The 23,900-nt window shown below is 60.0% G+C and carries 23 protein-coding genes; 2 read left to right on the forward strand and 21 right to left on the reverse strand.

The window, feature by feature from the left end; genetic code table 11:
* Positions 1–60: 60 nt before the first annotated feature.
* Positions 61–378 carry a hypothetical protein gene (locus tag Q7U39_06250; protein ID MDO9117538.1) on the forward strand — a complete coding sequence of 106 codons (318 nt, stop codon included), beginning with the start codon at positions 61–63 and terminating at the stop codon, positions 376–378.
* On the opposite strand, the gene Q7U39_06255 is transcribed toward Q7U39_06250, so the two are convergent.
* From Q7U39_06255 to rsmH, 21 genes are all read right to left on the reverse strand, one after another.
* Positions 375–1,511, reverse strand: a complete 1,137-nt coding sequence (locus Q7U39_06255) for a serine hydrolase domain-containing protein (protein ID MDO9117539.1) — start codon at positions 1,509–1,511, stop codon at positions 375–377. The genes Q7U39_06250 and Q7U39_06255 overlap by 4 nt on opposite strands.
* Before the next feature lie 112 nt (positions 1,512–1,623).
* Positions 1,624–2,139, reverse strand: coding sequence for a DivIVA domain-containing protein (locus Q7U39_06260; GenBank protein MDO9117540.1), 516 nt, complete (start codon positions 2,137–2,139; stop codon positions 1,624–1,626).
* Positions 2,140–2,159: 20 nt separating this feature from the next.
* The gene (locus Q7U39_06265) at positions 2,160–2,456 is read right to left on the reverse strand and encodes a YggT family protein (GenBank protein MDO9117541.1); all 297 of its coding nucleotides are present in this window, start codon (positions 2,454–2,456) and stop codon (positions 2,160–2,162) included.
* A complete protein-coding gene (gene proC / locus Q7U39_06270; GenBank protein MDO9117542.1) occupies positions 2,456–3,274 on the reverse strand; it encodes a pyrroline-5-carboxylate reductase in 819 nt (272 codons plus the stop codon). The genes Q7U39_06265 and proC overlap by 1 nt, the downstream gene beginning before the upstream one ends.
* On the reverse strand, positions 3,267–3,977 hold the full coding sequence (locus Q7U39_06275; GenBank protein ID MDO9117543.1) for a YggS family pyridoxal phosphate-dependent enzyme: 711 nt from the start codon (positions 3,975–3,977) through the stop codon (positions 3,267–3,269). Before Q7U39_06275 ends, proC begins: the two co-directional genes overlap by 8 nt.
* Before the next feature lie 103 nt (positions 3,978–4,080).
* Positions 4,081–4,815 carry a peptidoglycan editing factor PgeF gene (pgeF, locus tag Q7U39_06280; protein MDO9117544.1) on the reverse strand — a complete coding sequence of 245 codons (735 nt, stop codon included), beginning with the start codon at positions 4,813–4,815 and terminating at the stop codon, positions 4,081–4,083.
* Between the two features lie 37 nt (positions 4,816–4,852).
* On the reverse strand, positions 4,853–6,055 hold the full coding sequence (gene ftsZ, locus Q7U39_06285) for a cell division protein FtsZ (GenBank protein MDO9117545.1): 1,203 nt from the start codon (positions 6,053–6,055) through the stop codon (positions 4,853–4,855).
* Between the two features lie 53 nt (positions 6,056–6,108).
* Positions 6,109–7,341 carry a cell division protein FtsA gene (gene ftsA / locus Q7U39_06290; protein ID MDO9117546.1) on the reverse strand — a complete coding sequence of 411 codons (1,233 nt, stop codon included), beginning with the start codon at positions 7,339–7,341 and terminating at the stop codon, positions 6,109–6,111.
* 5 nt (positions 7,342–7,346) lie between these two features.
* Positions 7,347–8,222: an FtsQ-type POTRA domain-containing protein gene (locus Q7U39_06295; GenBank protein ID MDO9117547.1), complete on the reverse strand. Its 876-nt coding sequence runs from the start codon at positions 8,220–8,222 to the stop codon at positions 7,347–7,349.
* A complete protein-coding gene (locus Q7U39_06300; protein ID MDO9117548.1) occupies positions 8,219–9,211 on the reverse strand; it encodes a D-alanine--D-alanine ligase in 993 nt (330 codons plus the stop codon). Before Q7U39_06300 ends, Q7U39_06295 begins: the two co-directional genes overlap by 4 nt.
* Positions 9,212–9,223: 12 nt before the next feature.
* The gene (gene murB / locus Q7U39_06305; GenBank protein ID MDO9117549.1) at positions 9,224–10,168 is read right to left on the reverse strand and encodes a UDP-N-acetylmuramate dehydrogenase; all 945 of its coding nucleotides are present in this window, start codon (positions 10,166–10,168) and stop codon (positions 9,224–9,226) included.
* A gap of 3 nt (positions 10,169–10,171) precedes the next feature.
* The gene (gene murC / locus Q7U39_06310) at positions 10,172–11,560 is read right to left on the reverse strand and encodes a UDP-N-acetylmuramate--L-alanine ligase (GenBank protein MDO9117550.1); all 1,389 of its coding nucleotides are present in this window, start codon (positions 11,558–11,560) and stop codon (positions 10,172–10,174) included.
* Positions 11,561–11,627: 67 nt separating this feature from the next.
* Positions 11,628–12,749 (reverse strand): undecaprenyldiphospho-muramoylpentapeptide beta-N-acetylglucosaminyltransferase, encoded by a 1,122-nt coding sequence (gene murG / locus Q7U39_06315; protein MDO9117551.1) that lies wholly within the window; start codon positions 12,747–12,749, stop codon positions 11,628–11,630.
* Entirely contained in the window at positions 12,746–13,954 is a 1,209-nt protein-coding gene (gene ftsW, locus Q7U39_06320; protein ID MDO9117552.1) for a putative lipid II flippase FtsW, read from the reverse strand. The genes murG and ftsW overlap by 4 nt, the downstream gene beginning before the upstream one ends.
* Before the next feature lie 34 nt (positions 13,955–13,988).
* Positions 13,989–15,398 carry a UDP-N-acetylmuramoyl-L-alanine--D-glutamate ligase gene (murD, locus tag Q7U39_06325; GenBank protein MDO9117553.1) on the reverse strand — a complete coding sequence of 470 codons (1,410 nt, stop codon included), beginning with the start codon at positions 15,396–15,398 and terminating at the stop codon, positions 13,989–13,991.
* A 14-nt stretch (positions 15,399–15,412) separates the two neighbouring features.
* Positions 15,413–16,489 carry a phospho-N-acetylmuramoyl-pentapeptide-transferase gene (gene mraY, locus Q7U39_06330; protein ID MDO9117554.1) on the reverse strand — a complete coding sequence of 359 codons (1,077 nt, stop codon included), beginning with the start codon at positions 16,487–16,489 and terminating at the stop codon, positions 15,413–15,415.
* 63 nt (positions 16,490–16,552) lie between these two features.
* Entirely contained in the window at positions 16,553–18,001 is a 1,449-nt protein-coding gene (murF, locus tag Q7U39_06335) for a UDP-N-acetylmuramoyl-tripeptide--D-alanyl-D-alanine ligase (protein MDO9117555.1), read from the reverse strand.
* Positions 18,002–18,035: 34 nt separating this feature from the next.
* Positions 18,036–19,541, reverse strand: a complete 1,506-nt coding sequence (locus tag Q7U39_06340) for a UDP-N-acetylmuramoyl-L-alanyl-D-glutamate--2,6-diaminopimelate ligase (protein ID MDO9117556.1) — start codon at positions 19,539–19,541, stop codon at positions 18,036–18,038.
* A gap of 13 nt (positions 19,542–19,554) precedes the next feature.
* Positions 19,555–21,273: a penicillin-binding protein 2 gene (locus Q7U39_06345; GenBank protein MDO9117557.1), complete on the reverse strand. Its 1,719-nt coding sequence runs from the start codon at positions 21,271–21,273 to the stop codon at positions 19,555–19,557.
* On the reverse strand, positions 21,273–21,596 hold the full coding sequence (ftsL, locus tag Q7U39_06350) for a cell division protein FtsL (protein ID MDO9117558.1): 324 nt from the start codon (positions 21,594–21,596) through the stop codon (positions 21,273–21,275). Before ftsL ends, Q7U39_06345 begins: the two co-directional genes overlap by 1 nt.
* Complete coding sequence (gene rsmH / locus Q7U39_06355; protein MDO9117559.1) at positions 21,593–22,597, reverse strand: 16S rRNA (cytosine(1402)-N(4))-methyltransferase RsmH; 1,005 nt, start codon at positions 22,595–22,597, stop codon at positions 21,593–21,595. The genes ftsL and rsmH overlap by 4 nt, the downstream gene beginning before the upstream one ends.
* Positions 22,598–22,863: 266 nt before the next feature.
* Here rsmH and Q7U39_06360 point away from each other — a divergent pair, with 266 nt between their 5' ends.
* On the forward strand, positions 22,864–23,895 hold the full coding sequence (locus Q7U39_06360; GenBank protein MDO9117560.1) for a hypothetical protein: 1,032 nt from the start codon (positions 22,864–22,866) through the stop codon (positions 23,893–23,895).
* Positions 23,896–23,900: the final 5 nt, after the last annotated feature.

The following is a 23,900-nucleotide window of genomic DNA, read 5'->3' on the forward strand; positions in this document are numbered from 1 at the left end:
CGCAGCCAGCCGCCTATAATCTGCCCTCGCTGTCTCAATACGGAATCTGTGGAGGAATTGATGAGCGCGTTGCCCTTGATGATGAAGAAAGAAGGACTGGTTGAGAAACATCAGCTGGAAGGCGTGGATCCAAGCGATCGCTATTTTAGTCGCGCCCTTCTGGTGAGTCGAACCGGCGCCGGGTATTCAGGGAAAATCATGTACGAAGCCCTCATCGTCCAAGGCGGGTCACACTCAACGATCGGGGCCGCCGTGCGCGAGGTGGTTGAGAAGCTTCAGGGAATGGGGTTTGTACGCATGCGCACGAGAGCCAACTTCAGAGGCACCCGCTACCTTGCTGAAAAAGAAACGTGGATCGACTATTCCGACCCCGCCTAATCACACCTTACATATTCCCGATAGACCAGCTCGTGGATCAGCGGTCGAAACGCTTTAATCCGCTCATTCTTCCTAGTCGGGTGCACCCGATTGGACAACAAGACGATCTCCAGCTCATGACGCGGATCAATCCACACCGACGTCCCCGTATATCCTAAGTGGCCAAAAGAAACCTCGGACAGAAGTCTCCCCGCCGACGACGGAAACGACGGAGTATCCCACCCCAACGCCCAACTCGTCCCCGCCACAGCCGTCCGTCGACCGGTAAACTCTTTGACAAGCAGCGCATCAAGAACGGACGACCGCCGATGAAAGGCCTCAAGCCAAGCCCCTGCCACAGCCAACACTGCCTCCGCCGTTCCGAAGAGACCCGCATGCCCGGCAACACCGCCAAGAGACGCCGCATTTTCATCGTGAACTTCGCCGCACAATAGTCGCCCCCTCCAGATATCGTATTCAGTGGGCGCAACCTCACTCCCACGTCGACGGGCGCATTGAAGAAAGTCATCTGCCCATTCTGCTGGCACAAACCCCAGCTGCGAGGTTCCTGCCAGGGAAGCAATCCGGTCACGAAAGAATTCCTGAAGCGGAGCGCCGCTGCACCGCTCCACGACCATTCCCAGAAGCATAAATCCCAGATCACTGTAGAGGCTTCGCGCCCCTCGCTCATAGATCAGGGCTTCGTCTCGGATCAGCTTCATAAGCCCGAGACGCGAGAGACCGCGCTGTTCTTCTGTCGCGGGGATGGAGGCCGTCGGACTCAGTCGCTCGTAATACCCTCGCCAACCAGGAAGCCCCGAACTATGCGTCAACAGATGCCAGAGCGACGCCGTGCCGATCGGACTGCCAGCCAGTTCCGGGAGTATCGATTCAACCCGATCATGCAGCTCACATCGTCCGGCTTGGATGAGCATCACCAAACCCGTTACCGTGGACAACGGCTTCGTGAGCGAGGCTAAATCATAGACCGTCGCCGGCTGAACGGATCGAGCGGCGCCAAGAGTCGACACGAGCCCAGCGGCAAACATATCGGCCTGGCCGCCGCCATAGCGCACAGCCAGCACGGCTCCGGGAAACACTCCGTCCGTGACGGCCTGCTCAAGTGCCGCCTGAATGAGAGGAACATTCGACATGGTGGACGATTGACTCACGAAGATGATGAACCCGCAGTGATTACGTCATCACCGTAGCTGAACAGGCGACCGGAAGCAGAAACGATTCAACGCCACCACGCAGCCGAAGAGATCAGGAACGAGTCGGACTCGACTCCCCTTCCATCTTCTCTTCAGGAACGACACCACTATCCTGATAGGCCTCGGCCGACTCGACATCCAACATGCGCTCAAACGTATGGAGCGTGGCCCGCATCCGCTCGACCATAAGCAGCCGCTGTTTCTGCAATTGGGAGAGATCCCGCTGCGTCTCGCCCAGCTCCACCCGCGCCTGACGAATGACTTCGCCGGCCTTCAGCTCCGCTTCCTTGACGATCAACTCCGCATCGCGGTTGGCGCTGCGCTTGACGTCATCGGCCAGCGATTGCGCCGCCACAAGGGTGTTCGACAGTGTCGTCTCGGTTCGTTTCAATTCTGACACTTGCTGTTCCGTCATGGCCAACCGCTCCCGCAGCATCGCATTGTCGCGATTCAACGATTCCACGGTTTGCGCCAGCTCCTCGAGAAACCGGTTGACCTCCTCACGATCATAGCCACGGAGCTTCGTGCGGAACACCATCTGTTGAATGTCGAGTGGTGTGATCTTCATAAATGCCCCCGTTCGTTGAGTCAGTTCATCCGCAACGCCAGATCTTTTAATGACTGCACCACAGCAAACTGCAGAAACGTCAAAATCAGAATGGCGATAATTGGCGAGAGGTCAATGCCCATGCGCCCTCCCATCCAGCGGCGAATGGGCGCGAGCACCGGTTCAGTGGCACGATCAAGAAATTGGACAATCGGATTCCATGGATCGGGGTTGACCCAGGAGATCAAGGCCCGAGCGATGATGATCCACATATACAGCCACAGCACATAATCCAGCACCGTGGCGGTCCCCAACAGCACATTCCGAAACACAAACATCAGCGTCCGAGCTCCTGAGATCGTTTCGTCGCCGCCTCGATGGCATCGATCAGCGTCGCGCGCATCCCGCCCACTTCCAGACGATGCAGGCCTGCAATCGTCGTTCCGCCAGGAGACGCCACCTTGTCCTTGAGTCGAGCAGGATGCTCCCCGGTCTCAATCACCATCTTTGCCGCACCTAGAACGGTTTGCGCAGCCAGCACCTCCGCCGTCGCACGGGGCAATCCCATCTTCACGCCCCCATCCGCCATCGCTTCGATGGCCAGAAAAACGTAGGCCGGGCCGCTGCCGCTGAGTCCCGTGACGGCATCCATCAACCGCTCTTCAACCGTCACAACTTTCCCGACCGATTCAAATAGTGCGCGCGCCGTTCCGGCGTCCGACTCAGAGACGCCAGGTCCGAGGGCTAGAGCCGTCATCCCTTCCTGCACCATGGCAGGAGTGTTCGGCATGGCTCGCACCACTCTGGTTCCTGTCCCGCCGGCTTTCGTGATCGCCTGGATCGGAATCCCGGCGGCTACTGAGATCGTGAGCGCCCGCTTCAGCTCTCCGGCAATGTCACTCATGACCCCGTCGAGAATCTGCGGCTTGACGGCCAGCACAATCATTCCCGCCCACGCCGCGGCCTCACGATTCGAACCACCCACACGAACACCATGCAGGCGCTTCAGCGTATCACAGCGTTCCGCGACAGGATCGGTGGCCCAGATCTGATCCGGCTCGCAGCAATGGGTCGCGACGAGCCCGGCAATCAGCGCTTCGGCCATCTGGCCACCGCCGATAAAGGCGATCTTTTCATGAATGCGAGTCTTAGACATGGCGCGCTCCAAAAATCGCCGTGCCTACGCGCACCATCGTCGCCCCCTCTTCGATCGCGATCTCAAAGTCATGCGACATGCCCATGGAAAAATCCTGCATCGTCATAGACGAACTATGCTTTGCGGCGATGCGCGCCCCGAGCTCGCGAAGATCTCGGAAATAGGGCCGCGCCGCTTCCGGCCGTTCCGTCGGAGGCGGTATCGTCATCAGCCCTTGAATCCTGAGATGCGGCAAGTCGCCGAGAAGACTCACGTCCTGCATCAGCACCGGCGGCAAAAATCCGGCCTTGCTCGCTTCGCCGGCTATGTTCACTTCCAAAAGCACCGCCTGCTTTACGCCGGCGGCGCCGGCTCGCCGATTGATCTCTTGGGCCAATTCCATGGAATCGACCGAATGAATCAGCTCAAAGATGCCGATCGCGTCGCGCACCTTCCGCCGTTGCAACTGGCCGATAAAATGCCAGCGGGGTGACAGGTCCCGGAGGAGCGCAACCTTTGCAAGCGCCTCCTGCATCCGATTCTCCCCCAAGAGGGCGAGCCCGGCACCAAGTCCCTCTCTGATCCGCTCCGCCGGAACCGTCTTGGTCGCCGCCACCAGCCGGACGGTGTCCGGTGATCTGCCAGCCCGTTCCGCAGCGTTCCGTATACGGTCCAGAATCTGCTGCACGCGTCGGGCGAGGGAATCATCGGCAACCCGCTCCATACATTGCTACGCCGGCAAAAGTCCTGGACTCGAAAAGTCATTGCTGCTGGCGACATTCTAACGGAAGCGCTCGGGAATTGGCAGGGGTTCTCGCGCGCACCGCTTACTGCGTGGCCGACAAGCCAATCGCGCTCACCATGGTTCCGATTACCTTGCCCTCGCGGCGATACGAGAAAAAGAGATCTTCATGACAAATCGTACACACGTTCACGCTCGTGACCTGTCCGCCGCCAATCCCGCAATCCTGCACTTGCCGCCTGATCAACGCCTTTAAGTCGAGGCGCGCTTTGCCCGCACGATGATCACGCAAAACCGTTTCCCACCAAACAAATCGCTCCCGAACCTCGTTCAGCACCGGTTCGTCCACCTCATAGCAGCAGACACCGGCAGAGGGGCCGATACTGACATGCAGCTGGCCGAGCTCTGCTCCGAATCGCGTCTGCATAAGCATCAAGGTCTTAGGCACAATCCCCGCGACGGCCCCGCGCCATCCGGCGTGGATCGCGGCCACCACCCGCCGACGCGCATCGTGCACCAGCACAGGGACGCAGTCAGCGGTGCGCACCGCCACCATTGTCCCGGGCTGATCCGTCACCAGGGCATCCCACCCGCCGTCAAACCGGTCGGCATCGGTCAGCGGCCGATCGACGACGAGCGCGTCTGTCCCATGCACCTGCTTCACCGATAAAATCCAAGGCGCCGGTACACCGGGCGCACGTATCGGGGCCCCGGTCCCCAACCGCAGATGTTCGGCATGCGCCCTTGTGCCAAAGAAGTGCCGGACACCGCTTCTCGCAGAAGCAAATGCCGGCACCGTAATCACCGATGCTCGTCCCATGCGTCTCATCCCCTCGCGGCCGAGAGTGACTCTCGTCTTAATTCACCTGCTTCCGGAGAAACGTGGGGACATCCCATTCATCTTCCGCCACCAACGCCCGGTCGATGGCCTCACGGGCATCGTTCCGTTGGCGAAGGAACGTGGGCCGATCCAGATCCTTCATCGGCCGGTCGGTCATTCCCATCGCAGCGCTCACGCCCACACCGGCCAAGACAGGCTGCACCGGCTTCGCGGCGCGGGCCGACGTCTGTTCGACGCTCGCCGTCATCGAGGCCATCTCCTCTTCACATTCAAAGCCCGTCGCGATCACCGTCACCACCAGATCATCGCCCATGTCGGGATTGATCACTTGGCCGACAATGATATTGGCATCTGAGTCGGCCGTTTGCTGAATGATGGAAGCCGCCTCTTCAATTTCATGCAGCGTCATATTCGGACCACCCGTGATGTTCAGGAGGACGCCACGTGCCCCCTGCACACTGCCTTCTTCGAGCAGCGGGCTGCAGATCGCCCGTTGTGCGGCTTCGATCGCACGATTGGTTCCCCGCGCGATACCCATGCCCATGACGGCGCGGCCTGTATGCGACATGATCGTCCGCACATCGGCAAAGTCGACGTTCACATGACCGGTGGTCGTGATCACATCGGCGATGCCTTGGATCGCCTGGCGCAACACATCGTCGGCGACTTTGAAGGCTTCGAGCAAGGGCGTCGACTTGTCGACAATCCCCAGCAGGCGCTGATTCGGAATCACAAGGAGCGTGTCCACATGGCGGCGAAGATCCCGAATCCCTTCTTCCGCATGTTTGTGGCGACGCTGTCCTTCATATTGAAAGGGCTTGGTCACCACGCCCACGGTGAGAATGCCTTGCTCCCGTGCAATGCTGGCCACGATCGGGGCTGCACCGGTGCCGGTGCCGCCGCCCATCCCAGCGGTAACAAACACCATATCCGCACCTTCGAGACATTCCCGGATATGATCTTTGCTCTCGAGTGCCGCATCCTTCCCGATTTCCGGGCGGGCGCCGGCCCCGAGCCCGCGAGTCCGTTCGGGACCCAATTGAATCTTGTACGGGGCGAGCGACCGGTCGAGCGCTTGCAGATCGGTATTCGCGGCGATGAAATCGACCCGGGCGAGCCCCGACCCGATCATCGTATTCACCGCGTTGCACCCAGCCCCGCCGACTCCGACGACCTTGATCCTGACCGGTAACAGTGCATCTTCCTGAAATGAGAACATTGCGGCACCTCCTCACCTGTGATCGCCGAGCGGCACCATGCCGCGCGCGAAAGTTAGAACACCTCCAACACCCGTTTCGTCCATCCAAACATCTTCGCCCAGGGTCCTCCGTTCCGGAGCCCCGCCGTTTCCAATTCATCCGCGTGCTTTCTCGCATGCAACAAGAGTCCGACGCCGGTCGCATGACCGGGGTTGCTCACAATATCTCTGAGTCCACCGACGCCCGACGGCGTCCCGCGACGCGCCGGCAAATTCAACACCTTTTCCGCCGCATCCGGCATCCCTTCGAGCAACGACGTGCCGCCGGTCAAGACGACCCCGGCACCCAAGATGCCTTCGTACCCGGCCCGTGCGATCTCGCGCCGGACCAGCTCAAACATTTCTTCCACGCGCGGTTCGAGAATCTCGGCAATATCCCGACGGGAGAAGGTCCGGGCCGGACGATCGCCTACCGACGGTACTTCGACCGTCTCGTGCCCAGTCACCAGGTCCGTCCGGGCAATGCCATACCGCATCTTGATTTTCTCGGCCTCGGTTTGAGACGTCAGCAGGCCGATCGCCAGATCCTTCGTCAAATTCTGTCCGCCGATCGGGAGCACCGCCGAATGCCGGATACTGCCGTCGAGGAAAATGGCCAGATCGGTGGTCCCGCCACCGAGATCCACCATGGCCACACCCAGATCGCGCTCTTCCTGACTCAATACCGCTTCGCTGGAAGCCAACGGCTGCAGAATGATGTCCACCACATCAAGCCCGGCGCGATTGACACTCTTGATGATGTTTTGCGCGGAGGTCACCGCACCGGTAATCACGTGCACATTGACCTCGAGCCGGTTTCCGGAGAGCCCGAGCGGCTCGCGGACGCCTTCCTGTCCGTCGACCATGTACTCGCGCGGCAAGACATGCAGAATGCGCCGTTCGTGCGGAATCACCGCCAACGTCCGGGCGCTTTCGATCGCTCGATGAATATCCTCACGCGTCACTTCGGCCTTCTTCAGCGCCACGACGCCTTTGCAGTTCTCCGCTGAAATATGGCTGCCGGCGATGCCGGTGTAGACCGAGTTGATCTGGACCGCCGCCATGAGTTCGGCCTCTTCGACCGCCTTCTTGATCGACTCCACCGTACTCTCGATATCGACCACCACCCCTTTGCGTAAGCCGCGGGAGGGACTGGCCCCGACACCGATGATGTTCAGCATTCCGCCATCCGTGATCTCCGCGACGATCGCGCAGATCTTGGTGGTTCCGATATCCAGGCCGACAAGGATTTGATCTCGTTTTGGCACCGCGATCACCCCCTCTCTCGCACAATCACACGATTCTCGTATCGTAGATCGATTTCATTCCCGCCCCGCCCGTGGCCGTCAAACATCACCGTCTTCAGCGAAGGCTTGATCCGTTGAAATCGCTCCCATTGATCGCTCACCGCATCGTCACCGAATTGAAATTGGACCCCCCGAACGGAGGCCACCAGGTTGGCAGGATTCGCGGCGTTCACCTGCAAACGCCCGTCGATGCTCTGGCCGACTAATCTGGCCAGTTCGACTCCGGACTTCACCGCGTGGCGCACATCCGCATCGCCGCGCAACAGTTCCCGTGAATCCAGACCCGTCACCATCGGAAACATCGCGTTGTCGCCCTGTCCCAATCGCGCCAACACATGTCCATCTTCGTCACTCAAGAAATTCTCCGAACCGGCGTGCACGATGGCAGCCGGTTTGCGCTCCACCACAGAAATGCGCAGTTCGTGAAATGGCACCCGGGTCACCACCGCTTCCTTCACCCATGGATGAGACTCCACCCGTTCCTTCATGGCCGTCGTCACGATGTGGTGGAGCGGGGTTCCGGGCTTGAGTGCCAACCGATCCACCAACTCCTGCTTCCCGATCTGATGCACCCCTTCAACGGTGACCGCCTTGATTTCAAGGAGGCGCTGAAGCACCGGGCCGGAGCGCTGGACCCCGACGACCAAGCCCCACACGGCAAGAACCACTCCGATACCGATTGCGCTCCATCGGATAAGCTGCCGGCCTTTCGCCGCCACCTGCGCGCGACGCACCACGCGATCTTTGGCCTCCACCTGGCTCGAACGAGTGCCTTTCCACTGATTCAGCCGCGGTCCGGCCTGACGTTGCGCGGCGCGTCGAGCGATCGTCCAACGCTTCATGCTGACAATCCTTTTTCGGCGAGCGCCATTCGTTCGGCACGGTCCAACGCCGATTGCAAAATTCGTTCGACCAAACTGTCGTAATCGATTCCGGCTTGGCCCGCCGCCATCGGCAACAGGCTGGTCTCCGTCATGCCCGGCACCGTGTTGATCTCCAACATGTAGGGCTTCCCGCGAGGCGTGATTCTGAAATCCACCCGGGCCGCCCCTTCGCAACCCAACGCCTCGTATGTTCGCCTCGCCAACTCAGTAATCTGCTTGGTGAGCTTTGCGGGAAGGGGAGCTGGACAGAGGTATTGCGTCTTGCCCTTTTGATACTTCGCCGAAAAATCGTAGAACCCTTCGGGCGCCACAATTTCCACCACAGGCAGGACCGTCAGCACACCGGACGCCCCGCCTAAGATAGAGACCGTCGTTTCATGTCCAGGAATGTAGGCCTCGACCATGGCATCCGGATCGTAGCGATGGGCCAGGGCGAGCGCCTCTTTCCATTGCGCGGGCTTCCGGACAATCGACACGCCGATCGTGGATCCCTGCGAGGCCGGCTTCACCACCACCGGCAATTTCAGCTTCGTCGCCTTCAGTACCATGGCCAGCGACGGCTGTTCACCGCGCCGTATCTGCGTCCCGGCCGGAACCGGCACTTTTGCCGACACCGCCAGCGTTTTCGTGGTGACTTTGTGCATACCCATCGCGCTCGCCTGCACGCCGGACCCCGTGTAGGGAATTCCGAGCGTCTCTAGAAATCCCTGAATCGTTCCATCCTCGCCGCCCGGGCCATGCAGAGACAGGAACGCCAGCTCGATCTTGTTCTCCGTCACGTCACGAAACAGATTCGGGCCCACATCGACCGCAATGGCGTGATAGCCCCGGCGGAGAAGCGACTGGTGGACCGCCTGCCCGGTACGCAGCGAGACTTCTCGCTCGGACGATTGTCCGCCCATCAAGACTCCGATCCGCTTATCTGTCAGCACACGTCGGTCTGCCATCACGCTCCTGTCCTAGGCCTGTCCCACGACCTTGAGTTCCAACTCCAACTTCACGCCGGTCCTCCGCGCCACCGCCGCTCGGACCTTCCGAATCAGCGTCAATACATCCTTGGCGCTGGCCTGCCCCTGATTCACGATGAAGTTCGCATGCTTCTCCGATACCTGCGCATCGCCGACCTGGGCGCCTTTGAGCCCGGCCAAGTCGATGACCCGCCCGGCCGAGTCCTTGGGAGGATTCTTGAACACACAGCCGGCACTCGGCAGCGCCAGCGGCTGCGTATCGCGCCGATAGTGCAGATAGTCTTTCACGACCTTTTCGACTTCCGCCCGTACACCCGCCTTCAACTGCACCCACACGGCCACGACAATGCCGACCGGCAACGCGGCCCGGCGATAGGCAAAGGGAATCTCCGATGCCGGGATATCGACAACCTCGCCCTTGCGATTCACGAGCCGTACGGCCTTGACCGAGTCTTTCATTTCGCCCAGCCTGGTTCCGGCATTCATGACGACACACCCGGCCACCGTGCCGGGGATACCGGCGGCCCATTCCAGCCCCGCCAGCGAATGCCGGATGGCGTACCCGATCAGCGTCGGCATCCCCACGCCTCCTTCGGCATACAGGACCGCTCCCGCTTCTTCTCTAATCGTTCGGAGCTTGCCGAGATGAACGACCACGCCTCTGATCCCCTTGTCTCGAATGAGAAGATTCGTCCCGCCCACGACAAACAACGGAAGCTTCTGCGCCTTGGTTTGACGGACCAGACGGGCCACATCATCGACATCAGCCGGTTCGACCAGGACATCAGCCGGCCCCCCGATACGGAACGACGTGTAGTCCTTGAGCGGGGCATTGAACGACACCGCCCCCCGAATACCCTCGACCGCGGCTTCCAATCGACGCTGACTGCTTGTCCGACGACCGGTCTGTGCATCTGTCCGTCCTTGCCGAGCCATTGCCTACGTATTGGGAGCCAATCGTGCGAGCAATCCGGTCCCGGCTTTCCAGATATCACCGGCACCTAACGTCACGACCAGATCGCCCGGCTGCAAATGCGGCAGTACCTGATCGGGCAACGTTTCCTTCTTCTCGACGAAGGTGACGCCCTGGTGGCCGGCGGCCTTGATGCTGTCAGCCAGCACGGCGCCCGACACACCCGGAATCGGCGCTTCCCCAGCCGCATAGATGTCCGTCATGAACAGCAAATCGGCTTGATCGAAGGCATGCGTGAACTCAGTGATTAGATCGCGCGTCCGGCTATACCGATGGGGTTGGAACAGCACCACCAGCCGCCGATCCCATCCCTGTTTCGCCGCTGCCAACGTAGCCTTGACTTCGGTGGGATGGTGACCATAGTCATCCACCACCATGATGCCGTTGGCTTCCCCACGCAGATGAAACCGCCGCTCCACGCCGGTAAACGCCGCCAGCCCCTTGCGGATCAAGTCGACCGGCACCTCCAGCTCGATCCCGATCGCAATCGCCACCAGCGCGTTGGAGACGTTATGCATGCCGGGGACGGCCAGCCGGAAAGGACCAAGGTTTTTCCCGCGGAAATGCGCACGAAACTCGGCGCCCCATTGCTTCAGCACGATATCCGTCGCCTTGAAATCCGGCACCACCCCGGGACGTTCTTGTAGTCCATAGGTGTGATAGCGCTTCACAATGCGGGGAAACAGCGCGTGCAGCCGCTCATCGTCTGAGCACAGCACCGCCAATCCATAGAAGGGAATCTTGTTGATGAACTCCAGAAAGCTGTCGTAAATCTTTTCCATCGACCCGTAGTGATCGAGGTGCTCGCGATCCAGATTGGTCACCGCCACGACCGTCGGGGACAATCGTAGGAACGAACCGTCGCTCTCATCGGCTTCCGCCACCAGCAACTCGCCGCGACCGAGCCGCGCGTGGCTGCCGAGGGCATTCACCTTGCCGCCGATCACCATCGTCGGATCCAATCCGCCGGACGCCAGCACGTTCGCGACCATCGATGTCGTCGTCGTCTTGCCATGCGCCCCGGCAATCGCGACGCCGAATTTCAACCGCATCAGCTCGGCCAGCATTTCAGCCCGTGGAATCACCGGCACTTGTTTGGCCTTGGCCGCCAGTACTTCCGGATTGGTTGCCGCCACAGCGGAGGAAATCACCACCACCTGCGCCTCTCCGATATTGGCTTCGTGATGGCCGATCGCGATCTTGCCTCCGAGTTCTTCCAGCCGCCTGGTGGTTTCCGAGGCTTGCAGATCCGACCCGCTGACTTTGTATCCCATCGTCAGCAAGACCTCTGCGATCCCGCTCATCCCTGACCCGCCGATTCCCACTAGATGAATATGCTGTGTTTTTCGAAACATGGCCGTTCGCCTCAATCCTGGTGATCCTGTTGATGGTCGCTGTGCCTGCTCTCGCGTTGCTGCCGCATTAGACTCCCGTCGCTCCAACAGTCCGGTGGACGTCATGATTCACCCCCATGAGCGCATAGCATTCGTGGACGATCCTCTCGGCCGCATCGATTCGACTCATAGCCCGACTCTTCGCCTGCATCGTGCGGAGGCGTTCCGGTTGCTGCAGCAGCCCGGCGATGGAACCGGCTAACTGTGCCCCCGTCAACTCCGGCTGCGGCAGCACCATCGCGCCCCCCGCCGCCTCCATCGCCCGCGCATTCTTCATCTGGTGATCGTCAATGGCCGTCGGCAGCGGGATCAGAATCGCCGGCTTCCCGCAAGCCGTCACCTCTGCAATCGTCATGGCCCCGGCACGCGCCACCACCAGATCCGCCGCGCGCAACACGGTGGGCATGTCATAGAGAAACGGGACGACCTCGGCCTCAACACCTGCCTGCCGGTAGGCCTCAACGACCCTCGCATGGTCAGCCTCTCCGGTCTGGTGCGTAATGGAGAGCCGCGGAAGCGTCTGCGCCAATGTCGCCAGCCCATCGATGACTGCGCTGTTGATCGCCTTCGCCCCCTGACTGCCGCCAAAAATCAACAACCGCTGCCGGCCTGCTGTGACTGAAGTGGATGTCGTGATCGCATCCAGAAATGATCGCCGAATCGGTGAACCGAACACGCGAACTTTGTCTTTCGCAAATTTCTCGGCAGCGGATTCAAACCCCAAGAACACACGCTGGGCACAGGGGCCCACCGCAATATTGGCCATGCCCGGATAGGCATTCGGCTCCAGAATGACCCGGGCAATCCCTTTCAACGCCGCCGCCACTAACATCGTCGGGCTGGTGTAGCCGCCCACGCCGATGACGAGATCCGCCCGGTACCGGGAGATCAGCCGCATCGACTGCCAGAGTCCGATCGGCACGGACAGCAATCCCCGCAAGGCTTCTCCCAATCCTCTCCCCATCACCGGCTTCGCCGTAATGAGTTCGAGTGGAAGCCCTTCATGCGCCAACACTTTGGTTTCAATCCCTTTCGCCGTGCCGACAAAGACGATCGTGGTCGATGGATCGCGCCGCTGAAACTCCCGGGCCAGCGCCACCGCCGGATACAAGTGCCCGCCCGTCCCTCCTGCGGCGATGAGGATCGTCATCCGTGACCAGACCTGCCGCGCCCGCCCCGCCCGGCACTTTCCTGAGGCCCTGCTTGGCGATCCCTCGAGATATTCAACAAGATCCCGACCGCCAGCAGACTGATGACCAGGGACGATCCGCCGTAGCTCACGAAGGGCAAGGTCAATCCTTTGGTCGGCAGCATCCCCGTCGCTACAGCCGCATTCACCAGCGCCTGCCCACCGATCAACAGCGTGATGCCGATGCCCAAATAACGCCCGAACGGCATCCGCGCTCTGGCGGCAATCTGAAAGCCTCGCACGACAAACAACGCAAAGAGCAGAATGATCGCGCCCGTTCCCACTAATCCCAACTCTTCCCCGACCAGGGCCAACACAAAGTCCGTATGCGCTTCGGGGAGAAAGAACAGCTTCTGTTTCCCCTCGCCCAGCCCCACTCCAAAGGGACCGCCGCTGCCAAAGGCGAGAAACGACTGGGTGATCTGAAACCCGGCGTTCGACGCGTCCTTCCAGGGTGCCAGAAACGTCAGGAGCCGCTGCCGCCGGTAACTCGAGCCGAGGACGAGCACCAAAACGACCGGCACCGCGCACAGTCCCAGCCCCAACAGATGCTTCACTTGCGCGCCGCCGAGAAACAGCAGTCCGATCGTCACGAGACCGATCACGACCACGGTCCCGAGATCCGGCTCCAACAGCACCAGACCGCTCAACAGGCCAATCACGAAGAGCACGGGCAGCAGGCCAGAGGAGAAGCTTGTGATCAGGTCTTCCTTCTTGGTCAGATAGGCCGCCAGATAAATCACCGCTACGAGCTTGACCATCTCGGCCGGCTGAATCGAAATGGGGCCGAGACGCAACCAGCGCCTCGCGCCTTTGGCCGCGACTCCGAGCGATGGGACTAAGACCATCACCAGCAACAACGCCATCAAACCCAGCAACGGCACCGACAGACGCTTCCACCAGACATAGTCGACCCGCGACGCGACGTGGAGCAGCACAAATCCGAATGTCAGCCACGCCAGCTGCCGCTTGAGGAAGTAGCCGGAGTCGTGGAACCGATTCCCCGCCACCACCGCGCTCGCACTGAACACCATCACCAGGCCGACCAAGGCCAGCACCATCGTGACGATCAATAGCGTGTGGTCCATCGGCACCCGCTTCTTCGCGGCGCGGGGGCTCGTGGTCGGCCACGGCAATGCCAGGGTCCCTGCAGCTCTCTGTGACATCGTTCAGCGTCAAATCTCCTCTGACTCGCCGCCCTTAGGCCGGCAAGGATTGCACGAGGGCCTTAAACTGCCGGCCCCGATCCTGATAATCCGCAAACATGTCGAAACTGGCACAGGCCGGCGAAAACAGGACGACCCCGCCGGAGGTGGCGCTGTCGGCCGCCGCCTGCACCGCCTCTTTCAATGACGCCGCCCGGCTGATTGCAGGGAATCCGGCCATGGCCTGGGCGATCAACGGCGCCGCCTCTCCGATCAAGATCAGCCCCTTTACCCGTTGACGAATGGCCGGCGCGAGTCGGGAAAAATCCCCGCCCTTGTCGCGGCCTCCGGCAATCAGCCAAATGGGTTGATCGATGCTTTCAATCGCTTTGAGCGTGGCATCGACGTTCGTACCCTTGGAATCGTTGACGAACCGGACCCCGCGACGATCCCGCACAATTTCTAAGGCATGCTCCAGGCCCGGGAAGGCCTGCAACACTCGCCGGACCGATTCAAGCGAGCCGCCGCTCAGCAGCGCATAGGTGGCGGCCACCATCGCGTTCTCCACGTTGTGATCGCCGATAATCTTGATTTCCTGCCGTCGACAGATCTCCTGCCGCACACCCGTCACTGTCGTGACAAGTCGATCACCCTCCAGATACGTGCCGCCGGTGACATCCGTCGGCAGCGCCGATTGCCTGGTGAATCCCAGCACACGGGCTTTGACGCTGTGGCGAAGCGCCGCGACTCGCGGGTCGTCCAGATTGAAGAGCGCATAGTCGGTCGGCTTCTGGCACTCGAAAATGCGCCGCTTGGCGGCGACATATTCGTCGATCGACGCATAGCGGTCTTGGTGATCCACGGTGATGTTGAGTAACGCCGCAATCCAAGGGTGAAATTGCTCAACCGTTTCCAACTGAAAGCTGGAGACTTCGACCACGAGCACATCGAACGGACTGGGCAGCCCTTGCTGCGATGCCAGGACCGTTTGGATCGCCGCTTCGCTCAATGCCGTGCCAAGATTGCCCCCGACAAAGACTCGCTTTCCGCTGTCCTGCAACATCTTGCCGATCAGTGTCACGGTCGTGCTCTTGCCGTTCGTCCCGGTGAGAGCCAGCATCGGGACTGACACAAACCGCGACGCCAATTCCAATTCGCTGATCACTTTCACGCCTCGTCGCCGCACGCGTTCCAGCGCCTCCATGCGATAGGGCACCCCGGGACTGATGACCACGAGTTCGGTCGACTCCAGCGCCGCTTCATACCCGCTACCGACCGTAATGCCCACGCGAGAGGCATCCAACTGCGCCAGAATCGCACCCAGTTCGCTGCGCTCTTTTCGGTCGGCAACAGTGACGTGGGCCCCGAGGGCCAGGAGGAGCCGCGCAGCGGCCACGCCGCTGCGGGCCAATCCGACCACCGTGACTTTGGTCCCCTTCAATTGCATGACGTCTTCGCTCACCATCTCGCTCTCGCTCGTTATCGCAACTTCAACGTGCTGAGGCTCAATAAGGCCAACAGGATGGCGATGATCCAAAGCCGGACCACGACTTTCGGTTCTTCCCACCCCTTCATCTCAAAATGATGATGAATCGGGGCCATCAAGAAGATCCGTTTCCCGCGCGACTTAAACGACACGACTTGGAAAATGACCGACACCGCTTCGATCACGAACACGCCGCCGACCAGCAGCAGCAACAATTCATGCTTGCTGATGACGGCGACCGTGCCGAGGGCGGCGCCGAGCGGAAGCGACCCCACATCGCCCATGAACACAGAAGCGGGATAGGTGTTGAACCAGAGGAACCCGAGACTCGACCCCAAAATAGCCGCCGTAAACACGGCAATTTCACCGGCGTTTTCGATGTGGGGAATCAGCAGGTAGTCCGACATCAATCGGTGCCCGGCAACGTAGGCCACAATCGTATACGCCAGAGCGGTAATCATCACGGGGCCGATGGCGAGGCCGTCGAGGCCGTCGGTCAGATTCACGGCATTGGAACTTCCCACGATGACGAGCACGGCGAAGACGATGTAGAACCAGCCCAGATCCGGGGTGAAGTTCTTGAAGAACGGCACACTCAGCTTCGTCGTATACCCGGGAAGAAAGTACAGCGTGAGCGCAATCGCCGAAGCGATCGCGACTTGCGCGGCAAACTTCTGCGACGCCGACAGTCCCTTCGATTGCCGCTTGATGAATTTGAGGTAGTCGTCGGCGAACCCGATCGCGCCGAACCCCACCATCGCCGCGAGGACCAGCCACACATACGGTTTCGTAATGTCAGCCCACAGCAGCGTAGAGAGGACCACCGCAAAGAGAATGAGGATCCCGCCCATCGTGGGGGTCCCGCTCTTCACCAGATGACTCTTGGGCCCGTCGTCGCGGATCTGCTGGCCCAACTTGATTTCTTGCAGCTTGCGGATGAGCCACGGGGCCAGAATAAACGCGATGAGAAACGCCGTGACCGCCGCATAAATGATGCGGAAGCTTTGATAGCGAAAAACGTTCAGGAACGAGAATTCGGTGTGGAGTGGATACAGCCAGTTATACAGCATAAGACGACCGTCATACCGACGCCGGGGGCTTGCAGCGCCGAGTCCGTTTCTGCCCCTGAATAGTTACGATGCCTTCTTCGAGACCCGCTTCATGCCTTGCAGCGCGCCGACCACCTGCTCCATCTTCATGCCGCGCGACGCCTTGACCAACACCACATCACCGGAGACTGCCATGGCTTTGACCTCCGCTGCGGCGGCGGTTGCATCGGGCAGTTCGAGAATGTTCGTCGGCTCCATCCCGGCCCGACGCGCGCCTTCCGCCAGGCCGCGCCCCAACGTCCCGCAGGCGATCAACTGCGAGATGCCCTGCTGCGCCACAAATGCCCCGACCTCTTCGTGCATCCGCATCGCGCCCGCGCCGAGTTCCAGCATATCGCCCAATACCGCAATGGTCCTCCGTCCGGCGCCGGACTGAGCCAGCAGTTGCACCGCCGCCTTCATCGACGCGGGATTGGCGTTATAGCAATCGTTGATCACGCGGATCCCGTGGCTCACGACAACCTGCGACCGCATCGCGGCAGGACGGAATCGGGAGAGCCCCTGCGCAATGACGGCGCCGGATACGCCGAGCACCGTTCCAACAGCCGCGGCAGCCAAGGCATTGGTCACATTGTGAGAGCCCTGCACCTTGATTCGCACGATGGTGTGCCGGACCTTCCCCGGCAGGAGCAACCGGAAAATCGTCCCATCCCGTCCGTCCGACTTTTCGTGCAATGCCTGCACATCGGCTTTCGGCGAATAGCCGAACGACACCACACGACACTGAGCCCGCGCCGCCAGGTAGTCGAAATACGGATCATCGGCGTTCAGAATGGCTGTTCCGTCCGGAGGAAGCAGATCGAGCAACTCCGCCTTCGCCTGCGCCGATCCTTCCATACTGCCGAAAAACTCCAGGTGATCAGGCCCGATATTCGTGATAATGCCGATGGTCGGGCGGGCGATTTCACACAGGCGCGTCGTCTGCCCGAGGTTATCGACACCCATTTCGATGACAGCCGCTTCATGCCGGCCCGTCAATCTCAAGAGCGTGTGAGGAACTCCGATCCGGTTATTGAAATTACTTTCGGTCTTCAAGACACGCCAGCGCTGTCCCATCACACTCGCAACCATTTCCTTCGTGGTGGTCTTCCCGTTGCTGCCCGTCACCGCCACCAGCGGAATGTCGAACCGGCTTCGGTGATGCGTCGCCAGCTGCTGATAGGCAAACAACGGATCCCGCACGCCCAAAATGAAGGGGGAAGACGACTTTAAGCCGGCCTTCAGGAGCGCGGAGGGCACCGCATAGTTGTCATGCACGATGGCACCGACCGCCCCGCGGGACAGAGCCTTCGCCACATAGTCATGTCCGTCGAATTTGTCGCCGCGAATGGCGATGAAGAGATCGCCGGCGCGGATCGCCCGCGAATCGAGGCTGAGCCGTCGAATGCGCTGTTTCGCCCAACGGGACGCATCGCCCGAAAGCATTTTTACGCTGATCACTTCTCGAAGTTCTTCGCCGGTTAAGAGCGGCATGGGCATCCCAATCTGTGACAGAGCCCCATTCGAATCAGGCACAATGTGTTAACTCACGGATCGCATCACGAGCGACTTCGCGATCATCGAAGTGAAATTTCTTGGTCCCGATAATCTGATAATCTTCGTGCCCCTTCCCCGCGATGAGGACCATGTCGCCGGGTTGAGCCGCCCGCATGGCTGTCGCGATCGCTTCGCGCCGATCAGCCACTTTCTGATATTGCACATGCGATCGCTGTTGCAGCGCCTCCCGCACACCGACTTCCACTTCATCGAGAATCGACAAGGGATTTTCCGTGCGCGGGTTGTCCGAGGTGAGAATGACCACGTCGCTCTGCTGGACGGCAGCGCGCCCCATCTTGGGTCGCTTCCCGCGATCGCGATCTCCCCCGCATCCAAAAACCGTGATGATCCGGCCTGCCTTCAGTGCCTGCGCTGCCGTCAGCAACCGAACCAGCGCGTCTTCCGTATGGGCATAATCCACCACAACGGTGAACGACTGTCCGGCCATAACCCGCTCGAACCGTCCAGGCACATTGGTGACGCGGGTGACGGCCTGCCGCACTTGGTCGATCGTGGCCCCCTCGTGCAACGCCACGCCGATAGCGGCGAGCATGTTGTAGACGTTGTGCTCCCCGACCAGGTGACTTTCGACCGGAAAATTTCCTGCGGGCGTCGCCGCCCTAAATGTGGTGCCGTTCAGCGAGAGCTGCACCTGTTCTGCTCGGAGATCGGCCTTTCCCTTGATGCCGTACGTCCACACCGGAACCGCGCATAAGGACGCGATGCGGGCGCCGCTGGAATCATCACCGTTGACGATGGCCCGCTTGTTCGGCTTCTTGGTTCCGGTCAGTCCCGTAAAGAGCCGGAGCTTGGCCTGAAAATAGTTCTCCATCGTCTGATGGAAATCGAGGTGATCCTGGGTCAGGTTCGAAAACACGGCCACGTCGTACTCACACCCGCTCACTCGATCCTGCGCCAGCGCATGCGACGACACTTCCATCACCGCCGCAGAGCATCCGCCCTCTACCATCCGCTTCAAGAGCTGCTGTAGCTCCAACGCACCCGGCGTGGTGTGGGACGCCGGAATAAGTTCGCTCCCGATTTGATAGGCGACCGTTCCAATTAAACCGACCCGTCCACCAATCGCTTCCAACAATGACTTGCAAACGTACGATGTCGTCGTTTTCCCATTCGTTCCGGTGATGCCGATCATCCGCAGCCGTCCGGACGGATCTCCATAGAACCGGCTGCCCAAATGCCCCAGCGCCTTCCGCGAATCGGCCACCCGAAGGTACGGGCGGTCAATCCCTGGAATCGTCTCTTGGATAACCACGGCCCCCGCTCCGTTCGTGAGAGCGGAAGAGATATACCGGTGACCATCGACCTGCTCGCCCTTTACGGCAACAAACAGACTTCCCGCCTGCACGGCTCTGGAATCATCCGTGATCGCGGTCAGTGGTACACGAACGTCCCCTGCCTGATCGAGGACATCGACCTGCCCGCGGAGTGACTGCGCTAATTCTTCGAACGTCATCATCCTGTTATTCGACCTACCGACGGTTTGACGCCATCGCCAGCTTGACCGGTTCGTCCGACGAAACTCCGAGATAGTTCAACACCTGTTCGCCTACTCGTCGAAAGACGGGCGCGGCCACGGCGCCGCCCCAGGACTCCCCCTGCGGTTCATCGATCACCACGATCATCGCCAATCGGGGATTGTCCGCAGGAACAAATCCGACAAAAGATCCGACAAACAATGTCGACGAATAGGCGCCGGTACGCGGATCGATCTTCTGCGCCGTACCCGTCTTCCCGGCCACTCTGAACCCCGGAATCGCGGCCTTGGCGCCGGTCCCATCCGTTACAACACCCTCAAGAATCGACGTCACAGTCCGGGCTGTTTCAGGAGACACCACCCGGCGCTTCACTTGCGGAAGTATCTGCCGAAGGGGTTTCCCCTGCGCATCGCGGACTTCAGACACGACATAGGGCTTCATCAAGACCCCGCCGTTCGCCAAGGCCGCCACGGCGGATACCATTTGAATCGGCGTGACTCCGATTTCCTGTCCCATAGAAATGGACGCCAATGACCGGCGCCCCCACTCTCTGGGATGCTTGACCATACCGCCGACTTCTCCAGGGAGATCGATCTCCGTTTTCTGCCCGAATCCGAACGCCTGTAGATACCGGTAGAGACGCTGATCCCCCAGCGCCATCCCGGTTTTTGCCGCACCGATATTGCTCGACTTCTGAATCACCTGCGCAAACGTCATCCAGCCAAGCTTTTCGTGGTCATGGATGACCGTATTCGCAATCGTCATCCGCCCATTTTCGCCGTAGAGCATCGTGCTCGGCTTCATCACTTTCTCTTCAAGCGCCGCAGCCGCCACAAGGGCTTTCATCGTCGAACCGGGCTCGTAGGTATCCGTCAACGCCCGATTTCTCCAGCGATCCGCGGTCAGGGAAGCCACGGCATTCGGATCAAACCGCGGACTGATCGCCAGCGCGAGCACGGCGCCGGTCTGAGGGTCGAGCACAATGACGGTACCCGATTTGGCATGCGCCTTCGTGACTGCCTCTTCCACTTCCTTCTCAGCGATGTACTGAATGACTTCGTCGACCGTAATGACCAAACTATGCCCGGCGGCGGGGACTTGCTCGGCCTGGCCTTTCGGGAACACCGTCCGGCCCATGGCGTCTCGTTGCAGAATCACGACTCGCTTCTCGCCATGGAGCTGCGACTCATACCGCCGCTCAATTCCCTCAAGCCCCTCCCCGTCCATCCCGGCGAATCCCAACACATGTGCCAGCAGCGGCCCCTTGGGATAGAATCGCCGGCCTTCCATCACCAGCCCAATTCCCTCCATCGGCATATGCTCGAGACGGTGCCCCTGCTCGGGATCCAGCTTCCTAGCCAGCCACACAAAACTGCGATCCTGCCGCAGCTTCTTTTCCAATTCATCGGTTCGAACATGCAGCACCGGCGAGAGAGACCGGGCTGTTTTAGCGGGACTTTCAAGCGCAGTGGGGATGCCGAACACGGAGGGCACTTCCATATTCATGGCGAGCACCTTGCCATGACGATCCACAACGGTCCCTCGAGCCCCCTCCAAGGACACAGTCTTCTGATGTTGCCGGTCAGCTTTGGCCGTGAGCTCAGCAGCCTGCAATACCTGCAGGCTCACCAACCGAAACAGCACCACCGCAAATCCGCAGAGCATCACCAGCAGCAATACATAGCGTCGGGCCCGTGACGGCGCACCAGTCACTATCGCCTCCCGTTCAACACATCGTTCCTGGCAATCCGCAGTTCCACCGCGGATGCAGGCGAGTCCTTCGCCTTAAATTGAACCATCACAACTTGGCCAGGCTGAGGTAAGCTCATCCCGAATTTTTCCGTGGCGACTTTTGCAATCCGGTCGGGCGAACTCAGCGCTGAGAATTTCACCTTCAATTCATCACGCTCGCGCTCCAACACCACCTTCTCGTGCTTCAGCCGTTCAACCTGGTAGCCCAGGCGCACCATATCCACCCGCTCCCACACAAAGACGAACACGAGGCACAGCCCGGCCGTCACTGCCAGCATTTTCATTGGGCATACTCCTTTGACAGGCGCTCAGCGACCCGCAACTTGGCGCTTCGCGCGCGCGGATTCGCCTGGCATTCCGCTTCGGAAGGAACTTGCGGCCTCTTTGTTAACACCGCCACTTGCGGGTGAGGCCGCTCCGCCAAGGCACGAAACGTATGCTTCACGATCCGATCTTCTAGCGAATGAAACGAGATGACGGCGATACGGCCGCCGGGCCTCAACATATCGACCGCATCGCGGATGGCCGGCTCAAGCACATCCAGCTCGCGATTGACCGCGATACGAAGCGCTTGAAACGTTCTCGTCGCACAGTGGATGCGCCCGTGCCGATACGCAGCAGGAACGGATTCCTTAATGACTGTCGTCAGCTCTTGCGTCGACGCCAGCGCGTTCCGTTCACGCGCGCGAACAATCGCACGCGCAATACGCCGGGAGAATCGCTCCTCGCCATACTGAAAAATGAGATCCGCCAATTCAGACTCGGGCAACGAGTTCACTAACTCTCCAGCTGTCGTACCCGCCGATTGATCCATGCGCATATCGAGGGGCCCGTCTCCTTGAAAGCTGAACCCTCGATTCGGATCGTCGAGCTGAGGCGAAGAAACTCCGAGATCGAAAAGAACTCCGTCAACCGCTGGGACGCCGACAGTTCGCAGTAACTGCTTCATGTCAACAAAATCCCCCTTGAGTAACTGCGCGCGACCAGCAAACCCGGCAAGTCGAGATCGGGAATATGCGAGCGCCTCTTCATCTCGATCGACTCCGATGAGAACGGCATCATCTCCAGCCTTTTCAAGAAGCCGCTCACTATGCCCACCATATCCCACCGTACCGTCAAAAAAAGTCTTCGCACGGTCCGTAACAAGCCAAGCCGTTACTTCATCAGGAAAAACAGGAGCATGCCTTGACCTTTTCGATATTTCAGACTCACCACTTGTATCCACTTTCCCCCACTTGGGGGCCGAGTATACTCCCGTTGAACTCCTTGTCAATAGCAAATTCATGGACTTAGATGATCGAGAGTGCTTGCGGAAATTCGCTCTATTTTTCAGAGAGGACGGTCACTTTGGAGGGTACTCATCAAGGCTGTCACACCCCCGGTATCTTCATATTTCCGAGGCCCAAAGCGCCTCGCCCCCTGATCCAAGAGATTTCTTACTGTAGATTCGCAAACCACGTTCTTACACGAACACACAATGGCTCAGGGGATGGAGCATTCTAATGGCGCAGATTCGTTGACTTTGTCGGATCTTGAGGTGAAAATCCTCTTATGACCCTTACCACCCGCAACAACTTCCTAACCAGCACCCTTACACTGCTTTTTCTCGCAGGTCCCCTTGCTTCGGCTCCTTCTGCCGACGCGGCGCCGCTTCTTGAATTTTGCGAACACAGCTCTGCCGATCAGCAGTTAAGAGCCTCAAAAGACACCGCTGGCTGCGTTCCATTGACAGAGAAGAAAGATCCGCCGGCATCGGACACCCGCCCGCCTCAAGAATCGGCGCGTCAGCTGAAGATCGAGAACCTGCAACAGGAAGTCACCATCTTCCTACAGAAGTACAATCAGTTTCTTGAGTGCTGCCGGACCGATTTAGCGGAACTCCAATCAGTCGAAGAACTTGGCAACGACGTCAATGAATTGCTGAGCATGGCCCAATCAGGCCTCTTCAGTGAACACATGAAACTCAGGGGGTGGACCATCGCGGAACTGCTTCCGCCCGTCGCCAAGGCGCGCGCAGATCTCAAGCGATTGCACGCCAAACTGGAGACGATCGGAAATGCACGAAACCAACTCGGCCAGCTCGACTACGAATCAGCGGCCAAGGAGTCGCGCCGAATTCAAGAAATGGAAGATTCCATTCAGAAGGACTTCCAGGCCCGCTCCCTGCCGGCCGGACCTAAAACTGGAACCGGCATCGGATCCAGCTCATCAGTAGGTACGAGCATCGGGAAAACGCCGAAATCCGGCGCAGACATCGGGGCAGGAGGATCGCAAGGAGCGGACATCGGCGCAACTCCTCGAAGCGGAGCGAATATCGGCGCCAGCGGACCGACCGGCTTTGACATCGGCGCGACAGGCCGCGCAGGAGCGGATATCGGAGAGTCTCGTTTGAATTCAGAGCAATCTGCGGTCGGATCGAGCCTACAGCAGTCCACGGTAGGATCGAGCATCGGCGACACAACCGTCGGATCGAGCCTGGGACAATCTACAATTGGGTCGAGCTTGACCGACACATCTATCGGTTCATCACTCAGCGGGTCCTCAGTCGGATCGAGCCTGCAGAATCGCAGCACTACTCGCTGACCTTC

Origin of the sequence: Nitrospira sp., assembly GCA_030653545.1 — a bacterium.
GTDB lineage: Bacteria > Nitrospirota > Nitrospiria > Nitrospirales > Nitrospiraceae > Nitrospira_D.